This is a genomic window from Citrobacter sp. Cpo037, assembly GCF_030332945.1.
In the GTDB taxonomy this organism is placed as follows: Bacteria; Pseudomonadota; Gammaproteobacteria; order Enterobacterales; family Enterobacteriaceae; genus Citrobacter; species Citrobacter portucalensis.
Genome location: NZ_JAOWGW010000025.1, coordinates 182,562 through 205,502, shown reverse-complemented (window position 1 = coordinate 205,502; position 22,941 = coordinate 182,562). Strand labels below are relative to the sequence as shown.

17 protein-coding genes and 7 tRNA genes are annotated in these 22,941 nt (G+C 52.0%); 5 read left to right on the top strand and 19 right to left on the bottom strand.

The window, feature by feature from the left end; translation table 11 throughout:
* Positions 1-10: 10 nt before the first annotated feature.
* The 4 genes from corC to miaB form a co-directional block, all read right to left on the bottom strand.
* Positions 11-889, bottom strand: coding sequence for a CNNM family magnesium/cobalt transport protein CorC (gene corC / locus OGX94_RS02645; RefSeq protein ID WP_003022770.1), 879 nt, complete (start codon positions 887-889; stop codon positions 11-13).
* A 129-nt stretch (positions 890-1,018) separates the two neighbouring features.
* Positions 1,019-1,486, bottom strand: coding sequence for an rRNA maturation RNase YbeY (gene ybeY, locus OGX94_RS02640; protein ID WP_257661488.1), 468 nt, complete (start codon positions 1,484-1,486; stop codon positions 1,019-1,021).
* Positions 1,483-2,529, bottom strand: a complete 1,047-nt coding sequence (locus OGX94_RS02635) for a PhoH family protein (protein ID WP_003022776.1) — start codon at positions 2,527-2,529, stop codon at positions 1,483-1,485. The genes ybeY and OGX94_RS02635 overlap by 4 nt, the downstream gene beginning before the upstream one ends.
* A 206-nt stretch (positions 2,530-2,735) precedes the next feature.
* A complete protein-coding gene (gene miaB / locus OGX94_RS02630) occupies positions 2,736-4,166 on the bottom strand; it encodes a tRNA (N6-isopentenyl adenosine(37)-C2)-methylthiotransferase MiaB (RefSeq protein ID WP_003831327.1) in 1,431 nt (476 codons plus the stop codon).
* A 145-nt stretch (positions 4,167-4,311) separates the two neighbouring features.
* Between miaB and ubiF the strand changes: the two genes are divergently transcribed.
* The gene (gene ubiF, locus OGX94_RS02625) at positions 4,312-5,487 is read left to right on the top strand and encodes a 3-demethoxyubiquinol 3-hydroxylase (RefSeq protein WP_191221714.1); all 1,176 of its coding nucleotides are present in this window, start codon (positions 4,312-4,314) and stop codon (positions 5,485-5,487) included.
* 120 nt (positions 5,488-5,607) lie between these two features.
* Here the strand turns inward: ubiF and OGX94_RS02620 are convergent.
* From OGX94_RS02620 to nagB, 12 genes are all read right to left on the bottom strand, one after another.
* Positions 5,608-5,682: transfer RNA gene (locus OGX94_RS02620), tRNA-Gln, on the bottom strand.
* Between the two features lie 36 nt (positions 5,683-5,718).
* A tRNA-Gln gene (locus OGX94_RS02615) sits at positions 5,719-5,793 on the bottom strand.
* 43 nt (positions 5,794-5,836) lie between these two features.
* Positions 5,837-5,913, bottom strand: a tRNA-Met gene (locus OGX94_RS02610).
* Between the two features lie 21 nt (positions 5,914-5,934).
* Positions 5,935-6,009, bottom strand: a tRNA-Gln gene (locus OGX94_RS02605).
* 37 nt (positions 6,010-6,046) lie between these two features.
* Positions 6,047-6,121, bottom strand: a tRNA-Gln gene (locus OGX94_RS02600).
* A gap of 23 nt (positions 6,122-6,144) precedes the next feature.
* Positions 6,145-6,229 (bottom strand) — tRNA-Leu (locus OGX94_RS02595).
* 8 nt (positions 6,230-6,237) lie between these two features.
* A tRNA-Met gene (locus OGX94_RS02590) sits at positions 6,238-6,314 on the bottom strand.
* 223 nt (positions 6,315-6,537) lie between these two features.
* Positions 6,538-8,202 carry an asparagine synthase B gene (gene asnB, locus OGX94_RS02585; protein ID WP_003831332.1) on the bottom strand — a complete coding sequence of 555 codons (1,665 nt, stop codon included), beginning with the start codon at positions 8,200-8,202 and terminating at the stop codon, positions 6,538-6,540.
* A gap of 251 nt (positions 8,203-8,453) precedes the next feature.
* Positions 8,454-9,206: a ribonucleotide monophosphatase NagD gene (nagD, locus tag OGX94_RS02580; RefSeq protein ID WP_286568632.1), complete on the bottom strand. Its 753-nt coding sequence runs from the start codon at positions 9,204-9,206 to the stop codon at positions 8,454-8,456.
* Positions 9,207-9,372: 166 nt separating this feature from the next.
* Complete coding sequence (gene nagC, locus OGX94_RS02575; protein ID WP_133086043.1) at positions 9,373-10,593, bottom strand: DNA-binding transcriptional regulator NagC; 1,221 nt, start codon at positions 10,591-10,593, stop codon at positions 9,373-9,375.
* Between the two features lie 8 nt (positions 10,594-10,601).
* The gene (gene nagA, locus OGX94_RS02570; RefSeq protein ID WP_003831339.1) at positions 10,602-11,750 is read right to left on the bottom strand and encodes an N-acetylglucosamine-6-phosphate deacetylase; all 1,149 of its coding nucleotides are present in this window, start codon (positions 11,748-11,750) and stop codon (positions 10,602-10,604) included.
* Positions 11,751-11,811: 61 nt separating this feature from the next.
* Entirely contained in the window at positions 11,812-12,612 is an 801-nt protein-coding gene (nagB, locus tag OGX94_RS02565; protein ID WP_003022803.1) for a glucosamine-6-phosphate deaminase, read from the bottom strand.
* A gap of 342 nt (positions 12,613-12,954) precedes the next feature.
* On the opposite strand from nagB, the gene nagE reads away from it, so the two are divergent.
* The 4 genes from nagE to OGX94_RS02545 all read left to right on the top strand — a co-directional run bounded on the left by nagE (position 12,955) and on the right by OGX94_RS02545 (position 18,984).
* Positions 12,955-14,904, top strand: a complete 1,950-nt coding sequence (gene nagE, locus OGX94_RS02560; RefSeq protein ID WP_003831342.1) for a PTS N-acetyl glucosamine transporter subunit IIABC — start codon at positions 12,955-12,957, stop codon at positions 14,902-14,904.
* Positions 14,905-15,091: 187 nt separating this feature from the next.
* Positions 15,092-16,759 (top strand): glutamine--tRNA ligase, encoded by a 1,668-nt coding sequence (gene glnS, locus OGX94_RS02555; RefSeq protein WP_063940704.1) that lies wholly within the window; start codon positions 15,092-15,094, stop codon positions 16,757-16,759.
* Between the two features lie 436 nt (positions 16,760-17,195).
* Positions 17,196-18,602, top strand: coding sequence for a chitoporin ChiP (gene chiP / locus OGX94_RS02550; protein WP_003831346.1), 1,407 nt, complete (start codon positions 17,196-17,198; stop codon positions 18,600-18,602).
* 49 nt (positions 18,603-18,651) lie between these two features.
* Complete coding sequence (locus OGX94_RS02545; protein ID WP_063940703.1) at positions 18,652-18,984, top strand: ChiQ/YbfN family lipoprotein; 333 nt, start codon at positions 18,652-18,654, stop codon at positions 18,982-18,984.
* A 51-nt stretch (positions 18,985-19,035) separates the two neighbouring features.
* Here the strand turns inward: OGX94_RS02545 and OGX94_RS02540 are convergent, their stop codons facing one another.
* Genes OGX94_RS02540 through tcuA form a run of 3 tightly spaced genes read right to left on the bottom strand, consistent with a single transcriptional unit; the run spans position 19,036 to position 22,914 of the window.
* Positions 19,036-20,331: an MFS transporter gene (locus tag OGX94_RS02540; RefSeq protein WP_286568628.1), complete on the bottom strand. Its 1,296-nt coding sequence runs from the start codon at positions 20,329-20,331 to the stop codon at positions 19,036-19,038.
* 53 nt (positions 20,332-20,384) lie between these two features.
* Complete coding sequence (gene tcuB / locus OGX94_RS02535) at positions 20,385-21,524, bottom strand: tricarballylate utilization 4Fe-4S protein TcuB (protein ID WP_063940701.1); 1,140 nt, start codon at positions 21,522-21,524, stop codon at positions 20,385-20,387.
* Positions 21,511-22,914 (bottom strand): FAD-dependent tricarballylate dehydrogenase TcuA, encoded by a 1,404-nt coding sequence (tcuA, locus tag OGX94_RS02530; protein WP_286568626.1) that lies wholly within the window; start codon positions 22,912-22,914, stop codon positions 21,511-21,513. Before tcuA ends, tcuB begins: the two co-directional genes overlap by 14 nt.
* Between the last annotated feature and the right edge of the window lie 27 nt (positions 22,915-22,941).

The window sequence follows — 22,941 nt, the reverse complement described above, 5'->3', positions numbered from 1 at the left end:
AGTTTCGGGTTTATTCGTCCAGTTTGGGCTGGGGTGAGTCGTCCGGAATTCTGACATGAACCTGAATAATACGACGGCTATCGGCCATTGCCACTTTGAACTGGTAACCATCAATGTCGATGGTCTCTCCACGCGCGGGCAGATGACCGAAGGCCTGCATGACCAACCCGCCAATGGTATCCACTTCTTCATCGCTGAAATGCGTGCCGAAAGCTTCGTTGAAGTCTTCAATCGGCGCCAGCGCACGAATAGTCCAGGTGTGGCGACTGAGCTGACGGAAATCAATATCGTCTTCTTCGTCGTACTCGTCTTCAATTTCACCGACAATCAGTTCAAGGATGTCCTCAATGGTCACCAGACCTGAGACACCGCCAAACTCGTCGATGACGATAGCCATATGATAACGCTGGGAGCGGAACTCTTTCAGCATGCGGTCAACCCGCTTGCTTTCAGGGACGACAACCGCCTGGCGTAACACTTTCTCCATGCTGAAGGCTTCGGCATCGCTACGCATAAACGGCAGCAGATCTTTGGCCATCAGAATCCCTTCAATGTGATCCTTGTCTTCGCTAATTACCGGGAAACGCGAGTGGGCAGACTCGATAATGACATCAAGGCATTCGTCCAGAGTTTGGTTGCGTTTCAGGGTAATCATCTGGGAGCGAGGGATCATGATGTCGCGAACACGTTGGTCCGCAATATCCATTACCCCTTCGAGCATATCGCGCGTATCTTCATCGATAAGGTCGTTTTGCCCGGAATCACGGATCAGCTCCAACAGTTCGTCGCGGTTTTTCGGTTCACCGTGGAAAAGTTGGCTCAGTAACAGGGAAAAAAATCCCTTTTTGCTGTTTAAGGTGTCACTACTGTGTGAATTGTCGTCGCTCATGGCGTCGTATGGGTTCTCATGTTAGTTAATACAAAGCGCGTCATGCGTTTACTCAGCTGTTGACGGCATATCTCTTCATTGTACTTCAAACCAGGTAGGCCTTATCAGGCCTACAAGATGTCGAAATGCTTACTCTTTCTCGGCAATGTACGGATCCTCATAGCCCAGAGCAAGCATAATCTCTGTTTCGAGGGATTCCATCTCTTCCGCTTCATCGTCTTCAATATGGTCGTAGCCGAGTAAATGTAGGCTACCGTGCACCACCATGTGCGCCCAGTGGGCCTCAAGCGGTTTGCCTTGCTCCTGCGCTTCTTTCTCAACCACCTGACGGCAGATGATCAAATCGCCCAGCAGCGGCATCTCGATGCCCGGCGGAGCCTCAAACGGGAAAGAGAGCACGTTGGTGGATTTGTCTTTCCCGCGATAGGTCAGGTTCAGGTCGTGGCTTTCCGCGTCATCGACCAGACGAATCGTCACTTCAGACTCTTCCTGAAACTGCGGGATCACCGCATCCAGCCAGCCCTGAAACTGACTTTCTCTTGGCAGACCGGATTCGTCTTCACATGCCAGCTGTAAATCGAGGATAACCTGACTCATTTTTGTTCCTGCTCCTGAGCTTCGCGCTTGCGTTCTGCAGCCTGCTCGGCTTTGCGTTTCTGTTCTGCTTCTTCCCAGGCTTCATACGCCGTGACGATACGGGCAACCACCGGGTGGCGAACCACGTCTTCGCTATGGAAGAAATTAAAACTAATTTCGTCGACTTCAGCCAGTACTTCAATGGCATGACGCAGACCAGATTTGGTGCTACGCGGCAGGTCAATCTGGGTGATATCACCTGTGATGACCGCTTTAGAGTTAAAGCCGATACGGGTCAGGAACATTTTCATCTGTTCGATGGTAGTGTTCTGGCTTTCATCAAGAATGATGAACGCATCGTTTAACGTACGACCGCGCATATAAGCCAGCGGCGCAACTTCAATGACGTTACGCTCAATCAGCTTTTCAACTTTCTCAAAGCCGAGCATTTCGAAAAGCGCGTCATACAGCGGTCGTAAATACGGATCGACTTTCTGGCTGAGATCTCCTGGCAGGAATCCCAGTTTTTCGCCCGCTTCCACTGCCGGACGGGTCAGCAGAATGCGACGGATCTCCTGACGCTCAAGCGCATCGACCGCAGCGGCAACGGCGAGATACGTTTTACCCGTACCCGCAGGGCCAACGCCAAAGGTGATGTCGTGGTCGAGGATATTCGCAATGTACTGTGCCTGGTTCGGTGTACGCGGCTTAATTACTCCACGCTTGGTTTTGATGTTCACCGCTTTGCCAAATTCAGGCACGCTGTCTGCGCTTTGCTCAAGCACACGCGCTTCTTTGATCGCGAGATGAATTTGTTCAGGCTCGATGTCCTGCGTCTGACCGCGCATTGGGGCGGTATCGACGTACAGGCTACGTAAAATATCTGCCGCCGCGGTGACGCAAATGGGGCGACCGGTCAGCTTAAAGTGGTTGTCACGGCGGTTAATTTCGATGCCGAGGCGACGTTCCAGCTGTTTGATGTTGTCATCAAAGGGGCCGCAAAGGCTCAACAGGCGGGCGTTGTCTGCGGGTTCAAGGGTGATTTCGCGAGTGTCTATGTTCAAACTGTTCCTCTTATGCATGTCTCGCCGGACGCTGAACATTTACCGGCATCTAAGGAAATTATTCACGCCATGGGGGAAAGGCGCAAGCATTGCAATAAATATGGGGATGACAGGGCTGATTACAAGGCCCGCTGGAGCAGCAAGCCTGGGAGTGTTGGCCCGATAAGCATAGTGCCATCGGGCCTTGTTTACGTTTTTCAGCAGGATTAAGGCTGATAAATACCGACGCCCAGATCGTTTTCTTTGCGCGTACGCGCAATAACCGACTCAGGGGATTCTGCGATGCGCAGGCCCATTTCGTCCTCGGTACGCACCACTTTACCGCGCAGGGAGTTAGTCCAGACATCGGTAATTTCTACGTCCACGAACTTACCGACCATATCCGGGTTGCCTTCAAAGTTCACCACACGGTTATTTTCGGTACGGCCTGACAGTTCCATGATGCTCTTACGCGATGTGCCTTCAACCAGAATGCGCTGGGTCGTGCCGACCATACGGCGGCTCCAGGCCATAGCTTGCTGGTTGATACGCTCCTGTAGAATGTACAGACGCTGTTTCTTCTCTTCTTCCGGTACGTCGTCAACCATATCGGCGGCAGGGGTGCCAGGACGCGCAGAGAAAATAAAGCTGTAGCTCATGTCAAAATTGACGTCAGCAATCAGCTTCATGGTCTGCTCGAAATCCTGCGTGGTCTCACCCGGGAAGCCAACGATGAAGTCGGAGCTAATCTGGATATCCGGACGCGCAGCGCGCAGTTTGCGGATGATCGCTTTGTATTCCAGCGCGGTATGGGTACGCCCCATCAGGTTCAGTACGCGGTCTGAACCGCTCTGTACCGGCAGATGCAGGAAGCTCACCAGCTCTGGCGTATCGCGATAAACTTCAACGATATCATCGGTGAATTCGATCGGATGGCTGGTGGTGAAGCGGATACGATCAATACCGTCGATCGCTGCGACCAGACGTAACAGATCGGCAAAAGATCCGATCGTGCCGTCGTAGTTCTCACCACGCCAGGCGTTCACGTTTTGCCCCAGCAGGTTCACTTCACGCACGCCTTGGGCTGCAAGCTGGGCGATTTCAAACAGAATATCATCCGCCGGACGGCTGACTTCCTCACCGCGGGTGTAGGGCACCACGCAGTAAGTACAATATTTATTACAACCTTCCATGATGGACACAAACGCGCTTGGACCTTCAGCACGCGGTTCCGGCAGGCGGTCGAACTTTTCGATCTCCGGAAAACTGATATCAACCACCGGGCTACGGGTCGTGCTTCCACGCACTTTGTTGATCATTTCAGGCAGGCGGTGCAGCGTTTGCGGCCCAAAAATAATATCGACGTAATGCGCGCGCTGGCGAATATGATCGCCTTCCTGAGACGCAACACAGCCACCGACCCCAATGATGAGCTTGGGATTTTTCTCTTTTAACAGTTTCCAGCGGCCCAGTTGATGGAACACTTTTTCCTGAGCCTTCTCACGGATTGAGCAGGTATTCAGCAGCAGCACATCCGCTTCTTCCGCCACGTCAGTCAGTTGATACCCATGAGTGGCATCCAGCAGATCGGCCATCTTCGATGAATCGTATTCGTTCATCTGACAGCCCCAGGTTTTAATATGGAGTTTTTTGGTCATCGACTTGCTCTTGCGAAATTGTGGCTGAAATGCAGGGCGCATAGTGTACTGCTTTGGCGCGGTTGTGACCAGTATGACGGATGTCAGCCTCAAGGGGTAAAAAATCCTGTAAACTTACACAATACATGTAACTGGATAATTGACCATGACAAATCAACCAACGGAAATTGCCATTGTCGGCGGGGGGATGGTCGGCGGCGCGCTGGCGCTTGGACTGGCGCAGCATGGATTTACGGCAACGGTCATTGAGCATGCCGTTCCCGCGCCGTTTGTGGCTGACGGACAGCCTGATGTCAGAATTTCTGCCATAAGTTCCGCATCGGTGTCGTTGCTAAAAGGGCTGGGCGTCTGGGATACGGTGCAGGGGATGCGCAGCCATCCTTATCGTCGACTGGAAACGTGGGAGTGGGAAAATGCCCATGTGATGTTTGATGCCGCCGAGCTTAAGCTGCCTCTGTTGGGCTATATGGTGGAAAACACGGTCCTGCAACAGGCGCTCTGGCAGGCTCTGGAAGCTCACCCTAAAGTCACGCTGCGCGTACCGGCGTCCCTGATTTCTTTGCATCAACATAACGATCGACATGAGCTTGAGCTGGCAGGCGGCGAAACCATCAGCGCGAAGCTGGTCATCGGCGCCGATGGTGCCAACTCTCAGGTGCGAAAAATGGCCGGGATTGGTATCCATGCCTGGCAGTACGCGCAGTCCTGTATGTTGATAACCGTGCAATGCGAAAACTCACCGGGAGACAGCACCTGGCAGCAATTTACGCCTGACGGCCCGCGCGCGTTTTTACCGCTGTTTGATAACTGGGCCTCGTTGGTGTGGTACGACTCACCGGCTCGCATCCGCCAATTGCAAGCGCTGAATATGCCGCAATTGCAGACGGAGATTGCTAAACATTTTCCATCGCGACTCGGTAAGGTGATGCCAGTGGCTGCGGGGGCGTTCCCGCTTACGCGTCGTCATGCGCTGCAATATGTGCAACCGGGGCTGGCGCTGGTAGGTGATGCCGCGCATACCATTCATCCGCTGGCGGGGCAGGGCGTCAATCTGGGCTTTCGTGATGTTGATGCGTTGATTGATGTGCTGGTGAACGCGCGCAGCTACGGTGAATCCTGGGCCAGTCAGCCGGTGCTCAAGCGCTATCAGAATCGCCGTATGACTGACAATTTCATCATGCAAAGCGGTATGGATCTGTTCTATGCTGGATTTAGCAATAACCTGCAGCCGCTGCGCATCATGCGTAATCTCGGGCTCATGGCCGCAGAGCGCGCTGGCGTACTGAAACGTCAGGCACTGAAGTATGCGTTAGGGTTGTAGCTCGAGTGGTGCCTGATGGCGCTACGTTTATCAGGCCTACAGCTCATGTAGGCCGGGTAAAGCTTGCCGTCATCCGGCGTCAGAAAAGCAAAAAGCTCGCCGAAGCGAGCTTTTTTAATATGGCTGGGGTACGAGGATTCGAACCTCGGAATGCTGGTATCAGAAACCAGAGCCTTACCGCTTGGCGATACCCCAACGGGTGCACCCACAGAGTGGACGACTTTTTGAAATTGGCTGGGGTACGAGGATTCGAACCTCGGAATGCTGGTATCAGAAACCAGAGCCTTACCGCTTGGCGATACCCCAACAATTTTTTGGATTTACCGAACGAGTCGATACGTCCTTAATATGGTGGCTACGACGGGATTCGAACCTGTGACCCCATCATTATGAGTGATGTGCTCTAACCAGCTGAGCTACGTAGCCAAATACTAACATTTTCTTCGATGGCTGGGGTACCTGGATTCGAACCAGGGAATGCCGGTATCAAAAACCGGTGCCTTACCGCTTGGCGATACCCCAATGACCGTTGCGGTGAACCGCTATATCGAAGAAAAAATGGCTGGGGTACCTGGATTCGAACCAGGGAATGCCGGTATCAAAAACCGGTGCCTTACCGCTTGGCGATACCCCATCCGTGCAACGCTTACGGGTGAATGGTGCGGGAGGCGAGACTTGAACTCGCACACCTTGCGGCGCCAGAACCTAAATCTGGTGCGTCTACCAATTTCGCCACTCCCGCAAAAAAGATGGTGGCTACGACGGGATTCGAACCTGTGACCCCATCATTATGAGTGATGTGCTCTAACCAGCTGAGCTACGTAGCCATCTTTTTTTCGCGTAACCTTATCGGCGTTGCGGGGCGCATTATGCGTATTGAGCCTTGAAGCGTCAACCCCTTTTTCATTGAAAATAGCTGGAATGTGACTGTTTGGTTAGGTTGCGAACAGCATGACGCAATATTCGGCAATTATTAGTTATTAATTGTTTTTTTGCACAGAAAACAAACATAAAAAAAGAGCCCCGCAGGGCTCTTATCTAAGGATTAACTTATTTATAAGCGGACTGATGTACGCCAACGGCACGGCCAGACGGATCGTTCATGGTTTTAAACGCCTCATCCCATTCGATCGCCTTAGCAGAAGAACAGGCAACCGACGGCCCGCCCGGCACACATTCGGCAGCGCTTGCTACCGGGAACAGCTCTTCGAAAATCTCACGGTACAAATACGCTTCTTTTGACGATGGCGTGTTGTACGGGAAACGGAAGCTGGCAGTTTCCAGTTGTTGGTCAGAAACTTGTTCTGCAGCCACCTCTTTCAGCGTGTCAATCCAGCTGTAACCGACACCGTCAGAGAACTGTTCTTTCTGACGCCATGCGACGCTTGCCGGCAGGTAGGACTCAAAACATTCGCGCAGAACGTGTTTTTCCATTTTGCCGTTGCCGCACATTTTGTCCTGCGGGTTGATGCGCATCGCCACATCAAGGAATTTCTTATCCAGGAAGGGCACGCGAGCTTCTACACCCCAGGCCGACATGGCTTTGTTGGCACGGGCGCAGTCGAACATATGCAGCGCTTGCAGCTTGCGCACGGTTTCTTCGTGCAGTTCTTTTGCATCTGGCGCTTTGTGGAAATAGAGATAGCCGCCAAACACTTCGTCCGAACCTTCACCCGACAACACCATTTTAATGCCCATCGCTTTAATTTTACGCGACATTAAGTACATTGGCGTCGAGGCGCGAATCGTCGTGACATCGTAAGTTTCGATGTGGTAAATCACGTCGCGGATCGCATCCAGACCTTCCTGGACGGTGAAGTGGATCTCATGGTGCACGGTCCCCAGATGGTTCGCCACCTCTTGCGCAGCTTTCAGATCCGGAGCGCCTTCCAGGCCGACGGCGAAGGAGTGCAGCTGTGGCCACCAGGCTTCGCTACGTTCCTGATCTTCAACACGGCGTGCCGCGTATTTTTTAGTTATCGCGGAAATGACGGATGAATCCAGACCACCGGACAACAGAACTCCATAAGGAACATCTGACATCAGGTGGCTTTTCACCGCATCTTCCAGTGCCTGGCGCAGCTCGTTTTTATCGGTAACGTTGTCTTTGACTGCATCGTATTCAAACCAGTCGCGCTGGTAGTACTGACGAATTTCACCGTCTTTACTCCACAAATAGCTACCGGCCGGGAATTCTTTGATTGTGCGGCAGACAGGAACCAGCGCTTTCATTTCAGACGCAACGTAGAAGTTACCGTGCTCGTCGTAACCCATATACAGCGGGATGATCCCGATATGATCACGACCGATCAGGTAGGCGTCCTGCTCGCTGTCGTACAGGGCAAAAGCGAACATCCCTTGCAGGTCATCGAGGAAAGCGGGTCCTTTTTCCTGATACAGCGCGAGGATAACTTCGCAGTCGGAACCGGTCTGGAACTGGTAGCGATCGCCGTATTCAGCACGCAGTGTCTGGTGGTTATAAATTTCACCGTTAACCGCCAGGATATGTGTCTTCTTCATGTTGTACAGCGGCTGAGCACCGGCATTGACGTCGACGATGGACAGACGTTCGTGCGCCAGAATGGCGTTATCACAGGCGTAAATACCTGACCAGTCCGGGCCGCGGTGGCGCATCAGACGAGACAGTTCCAGGGCTTTTTTACGCAGTTCAACTGCGTCAGTTTTAATATCGAATACGCCAAAAATAGAACACATAACCTTCTCCGTTAACCTGTTGCGTGATGCTTTTTATGTTTGCTTGATAAAGAAAATGCCGCAAAGCTGGAGAGGGCGCAAGCGAATTACGGGTCAGAAAATAAAAAACGCAATAGTCATTGTGGATTGGTGAAAAAAGATTATGTAATGAGCGCTATTATTGATGAATCAACAGTTAAGTGGTGATTTTATTGAATGGATGTATTTTTCAGGCCGGATAACTTACAGATGTTGTTATCCGGCTAAAGAGATTAAATGACGTCTATTTCAGCAACGGATGGGTAAATCCAGCTTGGTCTGAACGGCATGTTGTCAATATCATCAAGCTTGGATACGCCAGACAGTACCAGGATAGTTTCCAGACCTGCCTGGAAGCCTGCCAGAATATCGGTGCGCAGGTTATCGCCAACGATAACGGTCTCTTCCGAGTGCGCCTGCATTTTGTTGAGTGCCGCACGAATAATCCACGGGCTGGGTTTGCCGACATAAAATGGCTTGCGGCCAGAGATTTTTTCGATACCGGCGCACAATGCACCGCAGGCGGGATAAAAGCCGCGACCGTGAGTATCCGGGTTTGTGGCGATGAAACGTGCGCCGTTGGCCACAAAATATGCCGCTTTATGCATCATATCCCAATTATAGGAACGCGTTTCGCCAACAATCACAAAATCGGGGTTCACGTCGGTAATGGTAAAACCGGCTTTATACAACTCGTGAATTAATGCACCTTCACCTACCACATAAGCCTTTTTCCCTTCCTGGCGGCGAAGAAAATCAGCGGTTGCCATAGCGGAAGTATAAAAGACGCTATCGGGAACGTTCACACCCGCGGTGGCGAAGCGGTTTGTCAGATCTTGCCCGGTCTGTGAAGGATAGTTAGTCAACAGAACTAACGGCAGGCCTTTTTCCAGGATCCCGGTCAGAAATTCTGCCGCACCCGGTACGGCAACATTGTCGTGCATCAGCACGCCGTCTATATCACAAATTACATTCTTAATGGCCATGGACAATCCGACATTAAAAAAAGAAGGCATTACTATACACAAAATACACTACATCATTCGAGTTGCATCAAGGCGGCAAGTCTGCGAACCCCTGGAGCTTACTGAAGTAAGTGACCGGGGTGAGCAGATGCAGCTAACGCAGAGGCAGCTTGAAGGACGACGTGTATTAGCTTTCCAGCAAACGTTGCAGCAATGTGCCGTTGAGCATCGCTCGCTTCACCAGCGCAAAGGCACCAATGGCGGAGCGGTGATCCAGCGTAGAACGAACCACCGGTAAATTATGGCGAAACGCTTTCAACGCCTGCGTGTTGATACAGCTTTCTATTGCAGGCAGCAGCACTTTATCTGCCTCAGTAATTTCGCCCGCAATAACGATTTTTTGTGGGTTAAACAGGTTGATGGCGATGGCGATGGTTTTACCCAGATGGCGACCAACGTGCTCGATGACTTCTGATGCCAGGTTATCGCCTTTATTGGCCGCCTTGCAGATGGCTTTGATGCTGCAATCATCCAGCGTGAGACGGCTTGGGTAACCCTGTTTCAGTAAGTTTTGCACGCGGTGTTCAATAGAGGCATTGGCGGCAATGGTTTCCAGACAGCCGAAGTTACCGCAGTGACAGCGTTCGCCCAGCGGCTCAACCTGAATATGACCAATCTCACCCACGTTGCCATTGCGACCGATAAAAATTCGGCCATTGGAGATGATTCCGGCCCCGGTTCCGCGATGCACACGCACCAAAATGGAGTCTTCGCAATCCTGACTTGCCCCGAAATAGTGCTCGGCCAGCGCCAGACTGCGAATATCGTGACCGACAAAGCAGGTGACCTTAAAGCGTTTTTCGAGCGCTTCGACCAGCCCCCAGTTCTCAACCTGAATGTGCGGCATATAGCGGATAACGCCGCTTTCAGGATCAACCAGACCTGGCAGGATAACGGAAATCGCAATCAGCTCACGGATTTTCCGCTGGCAGCTCTCAATAAAGGTAGCAATGGTGTTAAGCAGCGCATACTCCAGCGTTTCCTGGGTGCGTTCCGGGAGGGGGTAATGCTCTTCGGCGACCACTTTACTGCTCATATCATAGAGAGTGAGCGTCGTGTCGTGACGGCCCAGGCGTACGCCGATGGCGTGGAAATTGCGGGTTTCGGTGACGATAGAGATAGCGCGGCGGCCTCCTGTAGAGGCCTGCTGATCGACTTCTTTGATCAGCCCGCGTTCGATCAACTGACGCGTAATTTTCGTTACGCTGGCGGGGGCAAGCTGGCTTTGCTCGGCAATTTGAATTCGCGAGATTGGCCCATGCTGATCAATCAGGCGATAAACTGCCGCGCTGTTAAGCTGTTTTACGAGATCAACATTACCTATTTGAGCTTGTCCGCCTGGTGTCATTCTTTCTCTTACTCAGTAACGACCTCGTTGCCATTAACGATGGTCTTGATAATTTTAAAGTCGTGCGTGAACGCAGTCAGGTTGGCTACTTTGCCTGGCGCGATGCTGCCGAGTTGTTTGTCGACGCCAATGGCGCGAGCAGGGTAGAGCGTTGCCATGCGCAGAACTTCGTCGAGAGCGATATTCGCATGTTCGACCAGATTGCGTACGCCTTCAATCATCGTTAATGATGAACCGCTCAATGTACCGTTCTCATCAACGCACAATCCATTACGGTAGTATATTGTTTTACCAGCGAAAATGAACTGTTCAATGTTTGCACCTGCTGGCGCGGTTGCGTCAGTGACCAGGCACAGCTTGTCGCCTTTCAGGCGCTTAGCATTACGGATGTTAACGTAGTCAACGTGCAGGCCATCGGCGATGATACCGCAGTAGATATCGGCTTCATCCAAAATAGCGCCCGCCAGACCGGGCTCACGGCCGGTAATGTACGGCATCGCGTTGAACAGATGTGTCGCAAAGGTGATGCCTGCGCGGAAGCCAATTTTTGCTTCTTTTACCGTTGCATTGGAGTGACCCGCAGAAACCACGATACCCGCATTCACCAGTTTGGTGATGACCTCTACCGGGACCATTTCTGGTGCCAGTGTGACTTTGGTGATCACATCCGCATTATCGCACAGGAAATCAACCAGTGCAGCGTCCGGCTGACGGACAAATCCCGGATTATGGGTACCTTTTTTCACCAGGTTCAGCCACGGTCCTTCAAGATGAAGTCCTAATGCCTGATTCGGGTGTTTCGCCAGGTATTCACGCATCACGCGAACACCCTGTTTCATCAGGTCATCGCTGGTGGTGATAAGCGTTGGCAGATAGTTGGTGCAGCCAGATTTTTCATTGGCTTTCTGCATGATTTCCAGCGTTTCAACGGTCACGGCTTCTGCCGTATCATTAAACTGCACACCGCCGCAGCCGTTCAGCTGTACATCAATAAAACCGGGGGAAACAATGGCCCCATTCAGTGAGCGCTGTTCAATCCCTGACGGTAATTCAGCCAGTGGGCAAACGCTGTCGATCAGGCCATTGGCGACAACAATCGCATGGTCATCAAGAATTTCGTGACCGGTAAAGATCCGGCCCTGGGTTAAAGCATACATTCCGACCCCCGATTTCAAAAAAATGCCGCCCTGCAACTTATCGACAGGGCGGAGACATCAATTACAGACCTTTAATATTTTCCGCTTCTAACTCGTTGAAGTATTTCAGCGTCTTCACTTTCAGTTCCATGGTGGAAGGCTCATCGCAGACCACAACGGCTTTTGGATGCAACTGCAGGCAGCTGATGGTCCACATGTGGTTAACGTTGCCTTCAACGGCGGCTTGCAGCGCCTGTGCTTTCTGGTGGCCCAGAACCAGGATCATCACTTCTTCAGCATCCAGCAGGGTACCCACGCCAACGGTCAGCGCATATTTAGGCACCTGGCTTACGTCGCCGTCAAAGAAGCGTGAGTTAGCAACACGTGTGTCGTGAGTCAGCGTTTTGATGCGGGTACGGGAAGCCAAAGAGGAAGCTGGTTCGTTGAACGCGATGTGACCATCGTTGCCTACACCGCCCATAAACAGGTGGATTTTACCGTAAGAACGGATTTTTTCTTCATACTGACGGCATTCTGCATCAATATCCGGCGCGTTACCATTGAGGAGGTTGATATTTTCTGCTGGAATATCAACGTGATCAAAGAAATTGCGGTGCATAAAGCTGTGGTAGCTTTCCGGATGCTCTTTCGGCAGGCCAACATATTCGTCCATGTTGAAAGTAACAACATGCTTGAAGCTCACCTGGCCCGCTTTGTGCATTTCAACCAATGCTTTATAAGCTGTCAGCGGAGTACCGCCAGTCGGCAGGCCCAGAACGAACGGACGATCTGCCGTTGGTTTGAACGCGTTAATACGGTTAACGATATGGCGAGCAGCCCATTTGCCGACTTGTTCAGCGGTATTCAGGGGGATCAGTCTCATTCTTCACCTCAAAAGTAAATGTAAGCAATTGGCGGATTGAGTCTCTGTGCAGTAATAAGCGTAACCTGGTTTTGCATCGGTAAGGATCAATCCGTTTCGATTTTTTGAATGATAAAATAAGTTTTCGTAGTTAGCCAGTGAAGGGGAGGGTTAATAACGATATTTGGTGACTGGAATCACAAAAAACACGCTTTTAATTTGCGATACGAATTAATTTTTCACACACTCTGAATGTAGATGAATGGTTAATATCGTTGTTCCAGAATCTTGCTGTCAGGAATGGTCGCACAATAAAAATATGGCTTCAAAGAAGCCTAATCGGGGTCTCGTAGGGGGAATAAAATGAATATTTTAGGTTTTTTCCAGCGGCTGGGTAGGGCGTTACAGCTCCCCATCGCTGTGCTGCCAGTCGCGGCACTGCTGCTGCGATTCGGCCAACCAGATTTACTTAACGTACCCTTCATCGCGCAAGCGGGTGGGGCCATCTTTGATAACCTCGCGTTAATTTTTGCGATCGGTGTTGCTTCCAGCTGGTCAAAAGACAGCGCAGGTGCGGCAGCGCTGGCAGGTGCGGTCGGTTATTTCATATTGACCAAAGCAATGGTTACCATTAACCCTGCAATCAATATGGGCGTGCTGGCTGGTATCATCACCGGTCTGGTCGGCGGTGCCGTGTATAACCGCTGGTCTGGTATCAAACTGCCTGACTTCCTGAGCTTCTTTGGCGGCAAACGCTTTGTGCCGATCGCCACTGGTTTCTTCTGTCTGGTGCTGGCTGCTATCTTCGGTTACGTATGGCCGCCGGTACAGAATGCCATCCATGCGGGTGGTGAGTGGATCGTGGGCGCTGGTGCGCTGGGTTCCGGTATCTTTGGTTTCATCAACCGTCTGCTGATCCCAACCGGTCTGCATCAGGTGCTGAACACCATCGCATGGTTCCAGATTGGCGAATTTACTAACGCTGCAGGTACCGTATTCCACGGTGACATCAACCGCTTCTACGCGGGTGACGGCACTGCGGGTATGTTCATGTCTGGCTTCTTCCCAATCATGATGTTTGGTCTGCCGGGTGCGGCGCTGGCGATGTACTTCGCGGCTCCTAAAGCACGTCGTCCGATGGTTGGCGGTATGCTGTTGTCCGTTGCGATCACCGCGTTCCTGACCGGTGTTACCGAGCCGCTGGAATTCCTGTTCATGTTCCTGGCTCCACTGCTGTACCTCCTGCACGCACTGTTAACGGGTATCAGCCTGTTCGTTGCAACACTGCTGGGGATCCACGCAGGCTTCTCCTTCTCCGCAGGTGCTATCGACTACGTGTTGATGTACAACCTGCCGGCAGCAAGCCAGAACGTCTGGATGCTGGTGGTGATGGGGCTGGTGTTCTTCGTTATCTACTTTGTGCTGTTCAGCGCGGTTATTCGTATGTTTAACCTGAAAACGCCGGGCCGCGAAGATAAAGAAGACGATATCGTTACTGAAGAAGCCAACAGCAACACTGAAGAAGGTTTGGCTCAACTGGCAACCAACTACATTGCAGCGGTTGGCGGTACTGATAACCTGAAAGCGATTGATGCCTGTATCACTCGTCTGCGTCTGACTGTTGCCGACTCCGGTCGCGTAAACGATGCGATGTGTAAGCGTTTAGGTGCATCTGGAGTAGTTAAGCTGAACAAGCAAACTATCCAGGTCATCGTGGGTGCGAAAGCCGAATCCATCGGCGACGAAATGAAGAAAGTTGTCGCGCGTGGCCCGGTGGCAGCAGCATCTGGTGAAAGTGCGCCAGCAGCAGCGGCCCCAGTAGCAAAACCGCAGGCTGTAGCGAATGCAGTCACCGTTGAAGCGCTGGTTTCTCCGATTACTGGTGACGTAGTTGCGCTGGAACAGGTTCCTGATGAAGCCTTCGCCAGTAAAGCTGTAGGCGACGGCGTGGCAGTGAAACCAACGGATAAAATCGTGGTTGCTCCGGCTGCGGGCACCATCGTGAAAATCTTCAACACTAACCATGCGTTCTGCCTGGAAACGGTTAAAGGCGCGGAAATCGTGGTCCATATGGGCATCGATACCGTAGCGCTGGAAGGCAAAGGCTTTAAGCGTCTGGTCGAAGAAGGTGCGGAGGTTACTGCAGGCCAACCGATTCTGGAAATGGATCTGGAGTTCCTGAACGCTAACGCACGTTCCATGATAAGCCCGGTTGTGTGCAGCAACAGCGATGATTTCGGCGCTCTGGTTATTAAAGCCGAAGGTCATGTGGTTGCCGGTCAAACACCACTATATGAGATTAAAGGTAAATAACTGCTCCTGAGTAAAGTGAGTTAAGTGCCTTAAGCGGCGGGGGATATTCCTCCGCCGCTTTTTTTTGCAGCAAATGCCCTCATATATCCTGTTGAAACACCTTTTTTGTGCAACTAATAGTTGTCTCCTGACGTCGCTTATAAGATCATACTCCGTTATACGTTGTTTACGCTTTGAGGAATCCACGATGAGTGAGGCTGAAGCCCGCCCGAGTAACTTTATTCGTCAGATCATCGATGAAGATCTGGCCAGTGGTAAGCACACCACTATCCATACCCGTTTTCCGCCGGAGCCAAATGGCTATCTGCACATTGGCCACGCGAAATCCATTTGTCTGAACTTTGGCATTGCGCAAGATTACCAGGGCCAGTGCAACCTGCGTTTTGATGATACGAACCCGGTTAAAGAAGATATCGAGTACGTTGAGTCGATTAAAAACGACGTTGAATGGTTAGGTTTCCACTGGACTGGCGATATTCGCTACTCTTCGGATTACTTCGATCAGCTTCACGCCTATGCGGTAGAGCTTATTAATAAAGGACTGGCGTACGTTGACGAACTGTCAGCGGACGAAATCCGCGAATACCGCGGCACGCTGACTCAGCCAGGCAAAAACAGCCCGTACCGCGATCGTAGCGTCGAAGAGAACCTGGCGCTGTTCGAAAAAATGCGTGCCGGTGGTTTTGAAGAAGGTAAAGCGTGCCTGCGTGCGAAAATCGACATGGCGTCGCCGTTTATTGTGATGCGCGATCCGGTGCTGTACCGCATTAAGTTCGCCGAACACCACCAGACCGGCAACAAGTGGTGCATCTACCCGATGTACGACTTTACCCACTGCATCAGCGATGCGCTGGAAGGCATTACGCATTCCCTGTGCACGCTTGAGTTCCAGGATAACCGTCGTCTGTACGACTGGGTGCTGGACAACATCACCATTCCGGTTCATCCGCGTCAGTACGAATTCTCGCGCCTGAATCTGGAATATACCGTGATGTCCAAGCGCAAGCTGAACCTGCTGGTGACCGACAAGCACGTTGAAGGCTGGGACGATCCGCGTATGCCGACGATTTCTGGCCTGCGTCGTCGCGGTTACACCGCTGCCGCGATCCGTGAGTTCTGCAAACGCATTGGCGTGACCAAGCAAGACAACACCATTGAGATCGCTTCTCTGGAATCCTGTATCCGCGAAGATCTGAACGAAAACGCCCCGCGCGCGATGGCGGTTATCGATCCGGTTAAACTGGTTATCGAAAACTATCCGCAGGGCGAAAGCGAATTGGTCACCATGCCTAACCATCCGAACAAACCGGAAATGGGCAGCCGTGAAGTGCCATTTAGCGGTGAAATTTGGATCGATCGCGCAGACTTCCGTGAAGAAGCGAACAAGCAGTACAAGCGTCTGGTGATGGGCAAAGAAGTACGCCTGCGTAATGCTTATGTGATCAAAGCCGAACGTGTTGAGAAAGATGCGGAAGGAAATATCACCACCATTTTCTGCACCTACGATGCCGACACCCTGAGCAAAGACCCGGCCGATGGTCGTAAAGTCAAAGGCGTTATTCACTGGGTGAGCGCGTCCCATGCGCTACCGATTGAAATCCGTCTGTACGACCGTCTGTTTAGCGTGCCAAATCCAGGTGCGGCGGAAGACTTCTTGTCTGTTATTAACCCTGAATCGCTGGTCATTAAGCAGGGTTACGGTGAGCCGTCGCTGCAGGCAGCGGTTGCAGGTAAAGCGTTCCAGTTCGAGCGTGAAGGTTACTTCTGCCTGGACAGCCGTTATGCAACGGCTGAAAAGCTGGTGTTTAACCGTACCGTTGGTCTGCGTGATACGTGGGCTAAAGCGGGCGAATAAGCCGCAACACATCCTGTCTAAACGCCGCTTCATGCGGCGTTTTTTTTCGCAAAAAAAACGTGTAACAGGCTCCATTTGCGGAGCGAATTAATTACATGCTTGTAATAATGGTTTGGCTGAATGTTTTTGCGTTTAAATAACTTATCTCAATGTGAAATGGGCTGAAACCGATTTCATCTCCATGGAAAACAAGCGCTTTCTTTATTTTTCAACGCTTTTTTATCTTCCAATGAAAATGTAACAGAAAGCAATGAAATATGTGCGGTTGCTCATACTATTACATACTCGTTACAGAAAGAGATTGATAATTCGCGTCGCGAAAAATAGTCTATTCATTGTAGTCACTGAGGTTTTCTTAGCGCTACTTTTTTTATTTTTTGTTTTTTCGCTGTCCGCTTTTGTCGGCAGCATTTTATACGTCAAAGAGGATTAACATATGCGTACGTTTAGTGGCAAACGTAGTACGCTGGCGCTGGCTATCGCCGGTATCACAGCAATGTCGGGTTTTGTTGTTGCTCCCCAGGTACACGCCGAAGGATTTATTGATGACTCAACCTTAACCGGCGGCATCTATTACTGGCAGCGTGAGCGTGACCGTAAAGATGTGACCGATCATGACAAATACAAAACCAACCTTTCTCACTCCACCTGGAACGCTAACCTCGACTTCCAGTCCGGTTATGCGGCCGATATGTTTGGTATTGATATCGCAGCATTTACCGCTATTGAAATGAACGAAAGTAGCGAAAGCGGCCATCCAAACGAAATCGCATTCTCTTCCAAAAATAAAGGCTATGACGAGGATTACTCCGGAGATAAGAGCGGGATTAGCCTTTATAAAGCAGCAGCTAAATTTAAATACGGCCCAACCTGGGCGCGTGCCGGTTACATTCAACCAACCGGGCAGACTCTGCTGGCACCGCATTGGAGCTTTATGCCAGGTACCTATCAGGGTGCTGAAGCCGGTGCCAACTTCGACTATGGTGATGCTGGCGCGCTGAGCTTCTCCTATATGTGGGCTAACGAATATAAAGCACCGTGGCATACCGAAGTCGATAAATTCTATCAGGCTGATAAAAAGACCAGCGTTGATTACTTGCACTCAATTGGCGCGAAATATGACTTCAAAAATAACCTGTTGCTGGAAGCGGCATTTGGTCAGTCTGAAGGTTACGTCGATCAGTACTTCGCAAAAGCCAGCTACAAATTCGATTTAGGCGGTAACCCATTTACCACCAGCTACCAGTTCTACGGTGCACGCGACAAGGTTGATGATCGTACCGTGAACGATATTTATGATGGTACTGCCTGGTTGCAGGCGTTGACTTTTGGCTACAAAGTGGCAGAGGTCGTTGACCTTCGTCTGGAAGGGACCTGGGTTAAAGCGGACGGCCAGCAGGGTTACTTCCTGCAGCGTATGACCCCAACCTATGCCTCTTCAAACGGTCGTCTGGATGTCTGGTGGGATAACCGTTCTGACTTCAACGCCAACGGTGAAAAGGCAGTCTTCTTCGGCGCAATGTATGACCTGAAGAACTGGAATCTGCCGGGCTGGGCGGTAGGCGCGTCCTACGTTTACGCATGGGATGCTAAGCCATCAACCTGGCAGCTTAACCCGGATGCGTACTACGACAAAAACCGGACTATCGAAGAATCTTCTTACAGCCTGGATGCGGTCTACACCCTGCAGGATGGTCGTGCGAAGGGCACCATGTTTAAGCTGCACTTCACTCAGTACGACAACCATTCAGACATTCCGAGCTGGGGCGGTGGCTACGGCAACATGTTCCAGGATGAGCGCGACGTGAAGTTCATCGTTATTGCTCCGTTCACCATCTTCTAATGCCAACAGCGGCAGGCCAGGGGCCTGCCGCTTCGTTGAGGAAAGTGCTATGAAAAAACTGATACTCATTGCCGTTATGGCATCAGGGCTGGTGGCGTGTGCGCAATCTCCTGCGCCGAAAGAGGACAGCCGTCTGAAAGAAGCCTACAGCGCGTGTATTAATACCGCTCAAGGATCGCCGGAAAAAATAGAAGCCTGCCAAAGCGTGTTGAATGTACTGAAGAAAGAAAAACAGCACCAGCAGTTTGCCAATGAAGAAAGCGTACGTGTGCTGGATTATCAGCAGTGTATCCAGGCCACGCGCACGGGTAACGGTCAGTCCGTTAATGCTGATTGTGACAAGGTCTGGCAGGAAATTCGCAGCAAGAATGCCGCACAGTAATTCAAAAAATGAAAAAGACAACGGGCGGAGAATTTTCCGCCCGTTTGCATTTCAGAGCTTATTTTCCACTGGTTGATAACTCCGACTCAGCCGGACAAACAGCATTGCCGTGGCGGCGAGTCCGCAAAGTGCCGCGCACATCAGCCACCATCCCGGTGAGCTTTTATCTCCGGTTAGCTGAACCAGTGCCGTGGATATGACGGGTGTCAGACCGCCAAAAATCGCCGTAGCCAGACTGAAGGCCAGTGAAAAACCCACCGTACGGACATAGACAGGCATCACCTCGGTGAGTGCCGCGACCATTGCCCCATTGTACATACCAAAAAAGAACGAGAACCAAAGCAGGACCAACGTCATGCGCATAAAATCTGGCGCGGCGGTGAGCCAGTGCATGACCGGCCAGGTGGTGATCAGAGCGAGTACGGTAATCCCCATCAATACCGGGCGGCGACCAATTCGGTCAGAAATCGCTCCGCCAATCGGCAGCCAGATAAAGTTAGAAATACCGACCAGCATGGTGACGACCAGGCTGTCGCGAGCGCTCAGATGGAGTACAGCCCTGCCATAGGTCGGGGTATAGACGGTAATAAAGTAAAACGTCGTTGTGGTCATCGCCACCAGCAGCGTACCCGCTGAGATCAGACGCCAGTTTTTGATGATAGTGGTGAAAATTTCCCTGGTGTCGGGACGGTGTGTACGTTGTAAAAATGCGTCCGTTTCCTGAAGCGAGCGGCGCAGGACGAAGATCAACGGAATAATCATACAACCAATAAAGAACGGAATGCGCCAGCCCCATTCAGAGATTTCATCGTGCCCCAGCGTGGCATTCAGGCCGTAGCCAATCAGCGCTGCCACCACAATGGCAACCTGTTGGCTGGCGGACTGCCAGCTGGTGTAGAAACCTTTATTGCCAGGCGTGGCGATTTCAGAAAGATAAACCGAAACGCCGCCCAACTCTACGCCCGCAGAGAAGCCCTGCAATAATCGACCGACTAATACCAGCACAGGAGCCAGCAGGCCAATACTTTGATAACCGGGAACCAGGGCAATCAGCAGGGTCCCACAGCCCATGATCGCCAGCGTCACCATCAGTCCTTTGCGGCGACCAATTCTGTCGATATAAGCACCCAGCACGATTGCGCCAACCGGCCGCATTAAAAAACCCGAACCGAAAACCGCAAAGGTCAACATGAGCCCGGCAAACTCACTCTCCGCGGGGAAGAAAGTCTTTGCGATATAGGTGGCGTAAAACCCGAACAGAAAAAAGTCGAACTGTTCGAGAAAATTACCGCTGGTTACCCGCAGTATTGCGCCGAAAGTTCCGGTGCGCGATGGTTGTTGTGTCATTGGGTTTGCTCCACTGTCTTATCATAATATTTATAGAGGTAAGAGTTTGCGGGTTAGTCGCCTGAGACTCCCGCCTGTTTGCCGCGCCGTTTCTCAATCGCCCACTTGAGTAAGGCTGCGCAGCGGTAAAATCCGTGGGCAAATTTTCCGTAAGGAATGGTCAGAAAAAGCGCCATGACCACGCCGAGATGAATGGCCAGTAAAATAGCCATCCATGAGGTATCTCTTCCTGCCAGCAGCGCCAGACCGGTCAGACTGGTCAGCAGCAGCAGCAAAATAAAACCGCGATCCATCGGTTTTTGCCGGGCGTCGCCGTGTAGCGGTGAGCGCCTGAGATTAAGCCATAGCAAGCCAGCCGGGCCGACAACCAGGCCAATGCCACCCAAAGTGCCCAGCATGACCGGAACGCTGAAGAACGGGTAGGGTGCTTCTATGCCGGCAAAGTAGTGATAGCCTGTTGCCACCACGGTGGCGGCAAAGCAGAGCAGAAAACCGTAGAAGGTGAAGTGGTGGAAACGGCGACGCATCAGGGTGAAAGCATCATCCGCTTCGTTACAACCTTTGCCATGGCCTCCATCGAGATACTTCAGCGTCAGCGCATTGTGTGAGGCTTCAGCAATCTCGACGGAACGCGGCATGCCCGGAGAAATCTCGCGCCAGAAGCGGATCACGCCTGCCATCAGCAAACCGATCGCCAGAACAAAGACCGAACCAAACATCCAGGCCAGCAGGTTATGCGGGAAAATTTGATAGAAATCCCCGGCCAGCGGTGGATGTAATAGTGAACCTTTCAAACCTATAGCGAGGAGTAAAAACAGGATCAGACCGAATACCAGCGCCAGCGTCACGGTTACGCCTGCGCGACGATATAGCGCTCCAAAAGCGGCGGGCTGCGCGTAATGCTGATAGGTTTCGAGCCGGACTTCCGCCATCGCCTTCGGCACGTTGATGGCAAATTCATGAGGCGGGGCATACTGACACGCGTGCAGGCAAGCGCCGCAGTTATGGCACAAGTTTGCCAGATAATTGATATCCGCTTTACCGAATTCCAGACGCTGAGTCATGGCCGGGAACACGGCGCAAAAGCCTTCGCAATAGCGGCAGGCGTTACACACCTGCATCACGCGTTCAACTTCCGCTTCCGGTTCGGTGATAATTTGCGCTTCGATGATCAGTTTCTCAAGCTGCTTCATGACGTGTCTCCTTACGTGCGGCCAGCGCGGCTTCTTTTCCGGCAATGCGGCCAAAGGTCGTGCCGATCGACATCCCCACGCCTGCGGTGTAACCCTTGCCCAGCACGTTGCCCGCCATCATCTCTCCGGCGACGAACAGGTTACGGCTTGGAAGCCCTGCAAAATGTACAGCGGCGCGTTCGTTCACTTTTAACCCAAGATAAGTGAAGGTGATTCCTGGCCGCAGGGCGTAGCCGTAGTAAGGCGGTTGATCCAGCGGTCGCGCCCAATGCGTTTTCGCGGGTAGCAAATCTTTAGTGGCGCAGTTATCCAGAACGGTATGGTCGAACTGACCTAGCTGGCAGGCGTTGTTGTACTCTGTCACGGTGTGGGTAAAGCGTTCGGCATCCAGTCCTAACTGAAAGGCCAGTTCAGCCAGCGTATTGGCCTGCGTGCCAGGAAAGACCGGAGGCATGAAGTGTCCGATAGCTTTACTGTCGATGATGGAGTAGCCAATCTGTCCTGGCTGTTGAGCGACCAGACGTCCCCAGATGGCGTAGCGTTTGGGCCAGAAATCTTCACCTTCATCATAAAAACGCTCAGCGTCCCGGTTCACCACAATACCGAGCGAAACGCAGTCCACGCGGGTGCAAATCCCGCCGTCATATAATGGCGCTCTGGCATCAATTGCCACACAGTGTGACTGGGAGGGATCGCCGATAATGTCTGCGCCAGCATCCATCATAAATTTGAGCAGTACGCCCTGATTAAAACGCGTGCCGCGAATTAGAAAGTTATCCGCAGGCCACTCGCCGCGGGCATTTTCCCCCCAGGCTTCGCGCAACCACTCCCGGTTAGATTCGAATCCGCCAGCAGCAAGCACGCAGGATTTCGCTGTGATACGCTCTTTGCCTGCCAGCGCCGCCACGAACTCGCCGTTGTGCAGTTCAAGCGTCTGTACCGGTGTGTTGTAGCGGATTTGTACGCCCAGCTTTTCTGCGCTGCGGTAATAGGCATTCACCAGGGCTTTTCCGCCCCCCATAAAAAAGGCGTTGGTACGCGCCACGTGCAAAGCGCCAGAGAGAGGAGGCTGAAAGTTAACGCCGTGCTGGCGCATCCAGTCGCGGCATTGGGAAGAGGTACGGATCACCAGACGTGCCAGGGCTTCGTTGGTATTTCCTTCCGTGACGCGGCGCAGATCCTGCCAGAACTCCTCTTCCGGATAGCTTTCTACCAGCACATCCTGCGGCGCATCATGCATACAGCGCAGATTACGCGTGTGTTGGGAATTTCCCCCGCGCCATTCCCGGGGAGCCGCTTCGAGCAGAAGTACCGAAGCTCCTTGCTCCCGGGCGGACAAGGCAGAGCATAACGCGGCATTGCCACCACCAATCACCAGAACATCAACCATCGTATACTCCATTACCATTTAACCATT

What these genes read in the sequence shown, in the direction of transcription:
- OGX94_RS02540 (WP_286568628.1), bottom strand. Translation starts at nt 20,331, where the DNA reads ATGACACAACAACCATCGCGCACCGGAACTTTCGGCGCAATACTGCGG.
- nagE (WP_003831342.1), top strand. Translation starts at nt 12,955, where the DNA reads ATGAATATTTTAGGTTTTTTCCAGCGGCTGGGTAGGGCGTTACAGCTC.
- nagA (WP_003831339.1), bottom strand. Translation starts at nt 11,750, where the DNA reads ATGTATGCTTTAACCCAGGGCCGGATCTTTACCGGTCACGAAATTCTT.
- nagB (WP_003022803.1), bottom strand. Translation starts at nt 12,612, where the DNA reads ATGAGACTGATCCCCCTGAATACCGCTGAACAAGTCGGCAAATGGGCT.
- corC (WP_003022770.1), bottom strand. Translation starts at nt 889, where the DNA reads ATGAGCGACGACAATTCACACAGTAGTGACACCTTAAACAGCAAAAAG.
- nagD (WP_286568632.1), bottom strand. Translation starts at nt 9,206, where the DNA reads ATGGCCATTAAGAATGTAATTTGTGATATAGACGGCGTGCTGATGCAC.
- tcuA (WP_286568626.1), bottom strand. Translation starts at nt 22,914, where the DNA reads ATGGTTGATGTTCTGGTGATTGGTGGTGGCAATGCCGCGTTATGCTCT.
- ubiF (WP_191221714.1), top strand. Translation starts at nt 4,312, where the DNA reads ATGACAAATCAACCAACGGAAATTGCCATTGTCGGCGGGGGGATGGTC.
- nagC (WP_133086043.1), bottom strand. Translation starts at nt 10,593, where the DNA reads ATGACACCAGGCGGACAAGCTCAAATAGGTAATGTTGATCTCGTAAAA.
- OGX94_RS02545 (WP_063940703.1), top strand. Translation starts at nt 18,652, where the DNA reads ATGAAAAAACTGATACTCATTGCCGTTATGGCATCAGGGCTGGTGGCG.
- ybeY (WP_257661488.1), bottom strand. Translation starts at nt 1,486, where the DNA reads ATGAGTCAGGTTATCCTCGATTTACAGCTGGCATGTGAAGACGAATCC.
- asnB (WP_003831332.1), bottom strand. Translation starts at nt 8,202, where the DNA reads ATGTGTTCTATTTTTGGCGTATTCGATATTAAAACTGACGCAGTTGAA.
- chiP (WP_003831346.1), top strand. Translation starts at nt 17,196, where the DNA reads ATGCGTACGTTTAGTGGCAAACGTAGTACGCTGGCGCTGGCTATCGCC.
- glnS (WP_063940704.1), top strand. Translation starts at nt 15,092, where the DNA reads ATGAGTGAGGCTGAAGCCCGCCCGAGTAACTTTATTCGTCAGATCATC.
- miaB (WP_003831327.1), bottom strand. Translation starts at nt 4,166, where the DNA reads ATGACCAAAAAACTCCATATTAAAACCTGGGGCTGTCAGATGAACGAA.
- tcuB (WP_063940701.1), bottom strand. Translation starts at nt 21,524, where the DNA reads ATGAAGCAGCTTGAGAAACTGATCATCGAAGCGCAAATTATCACCGAA.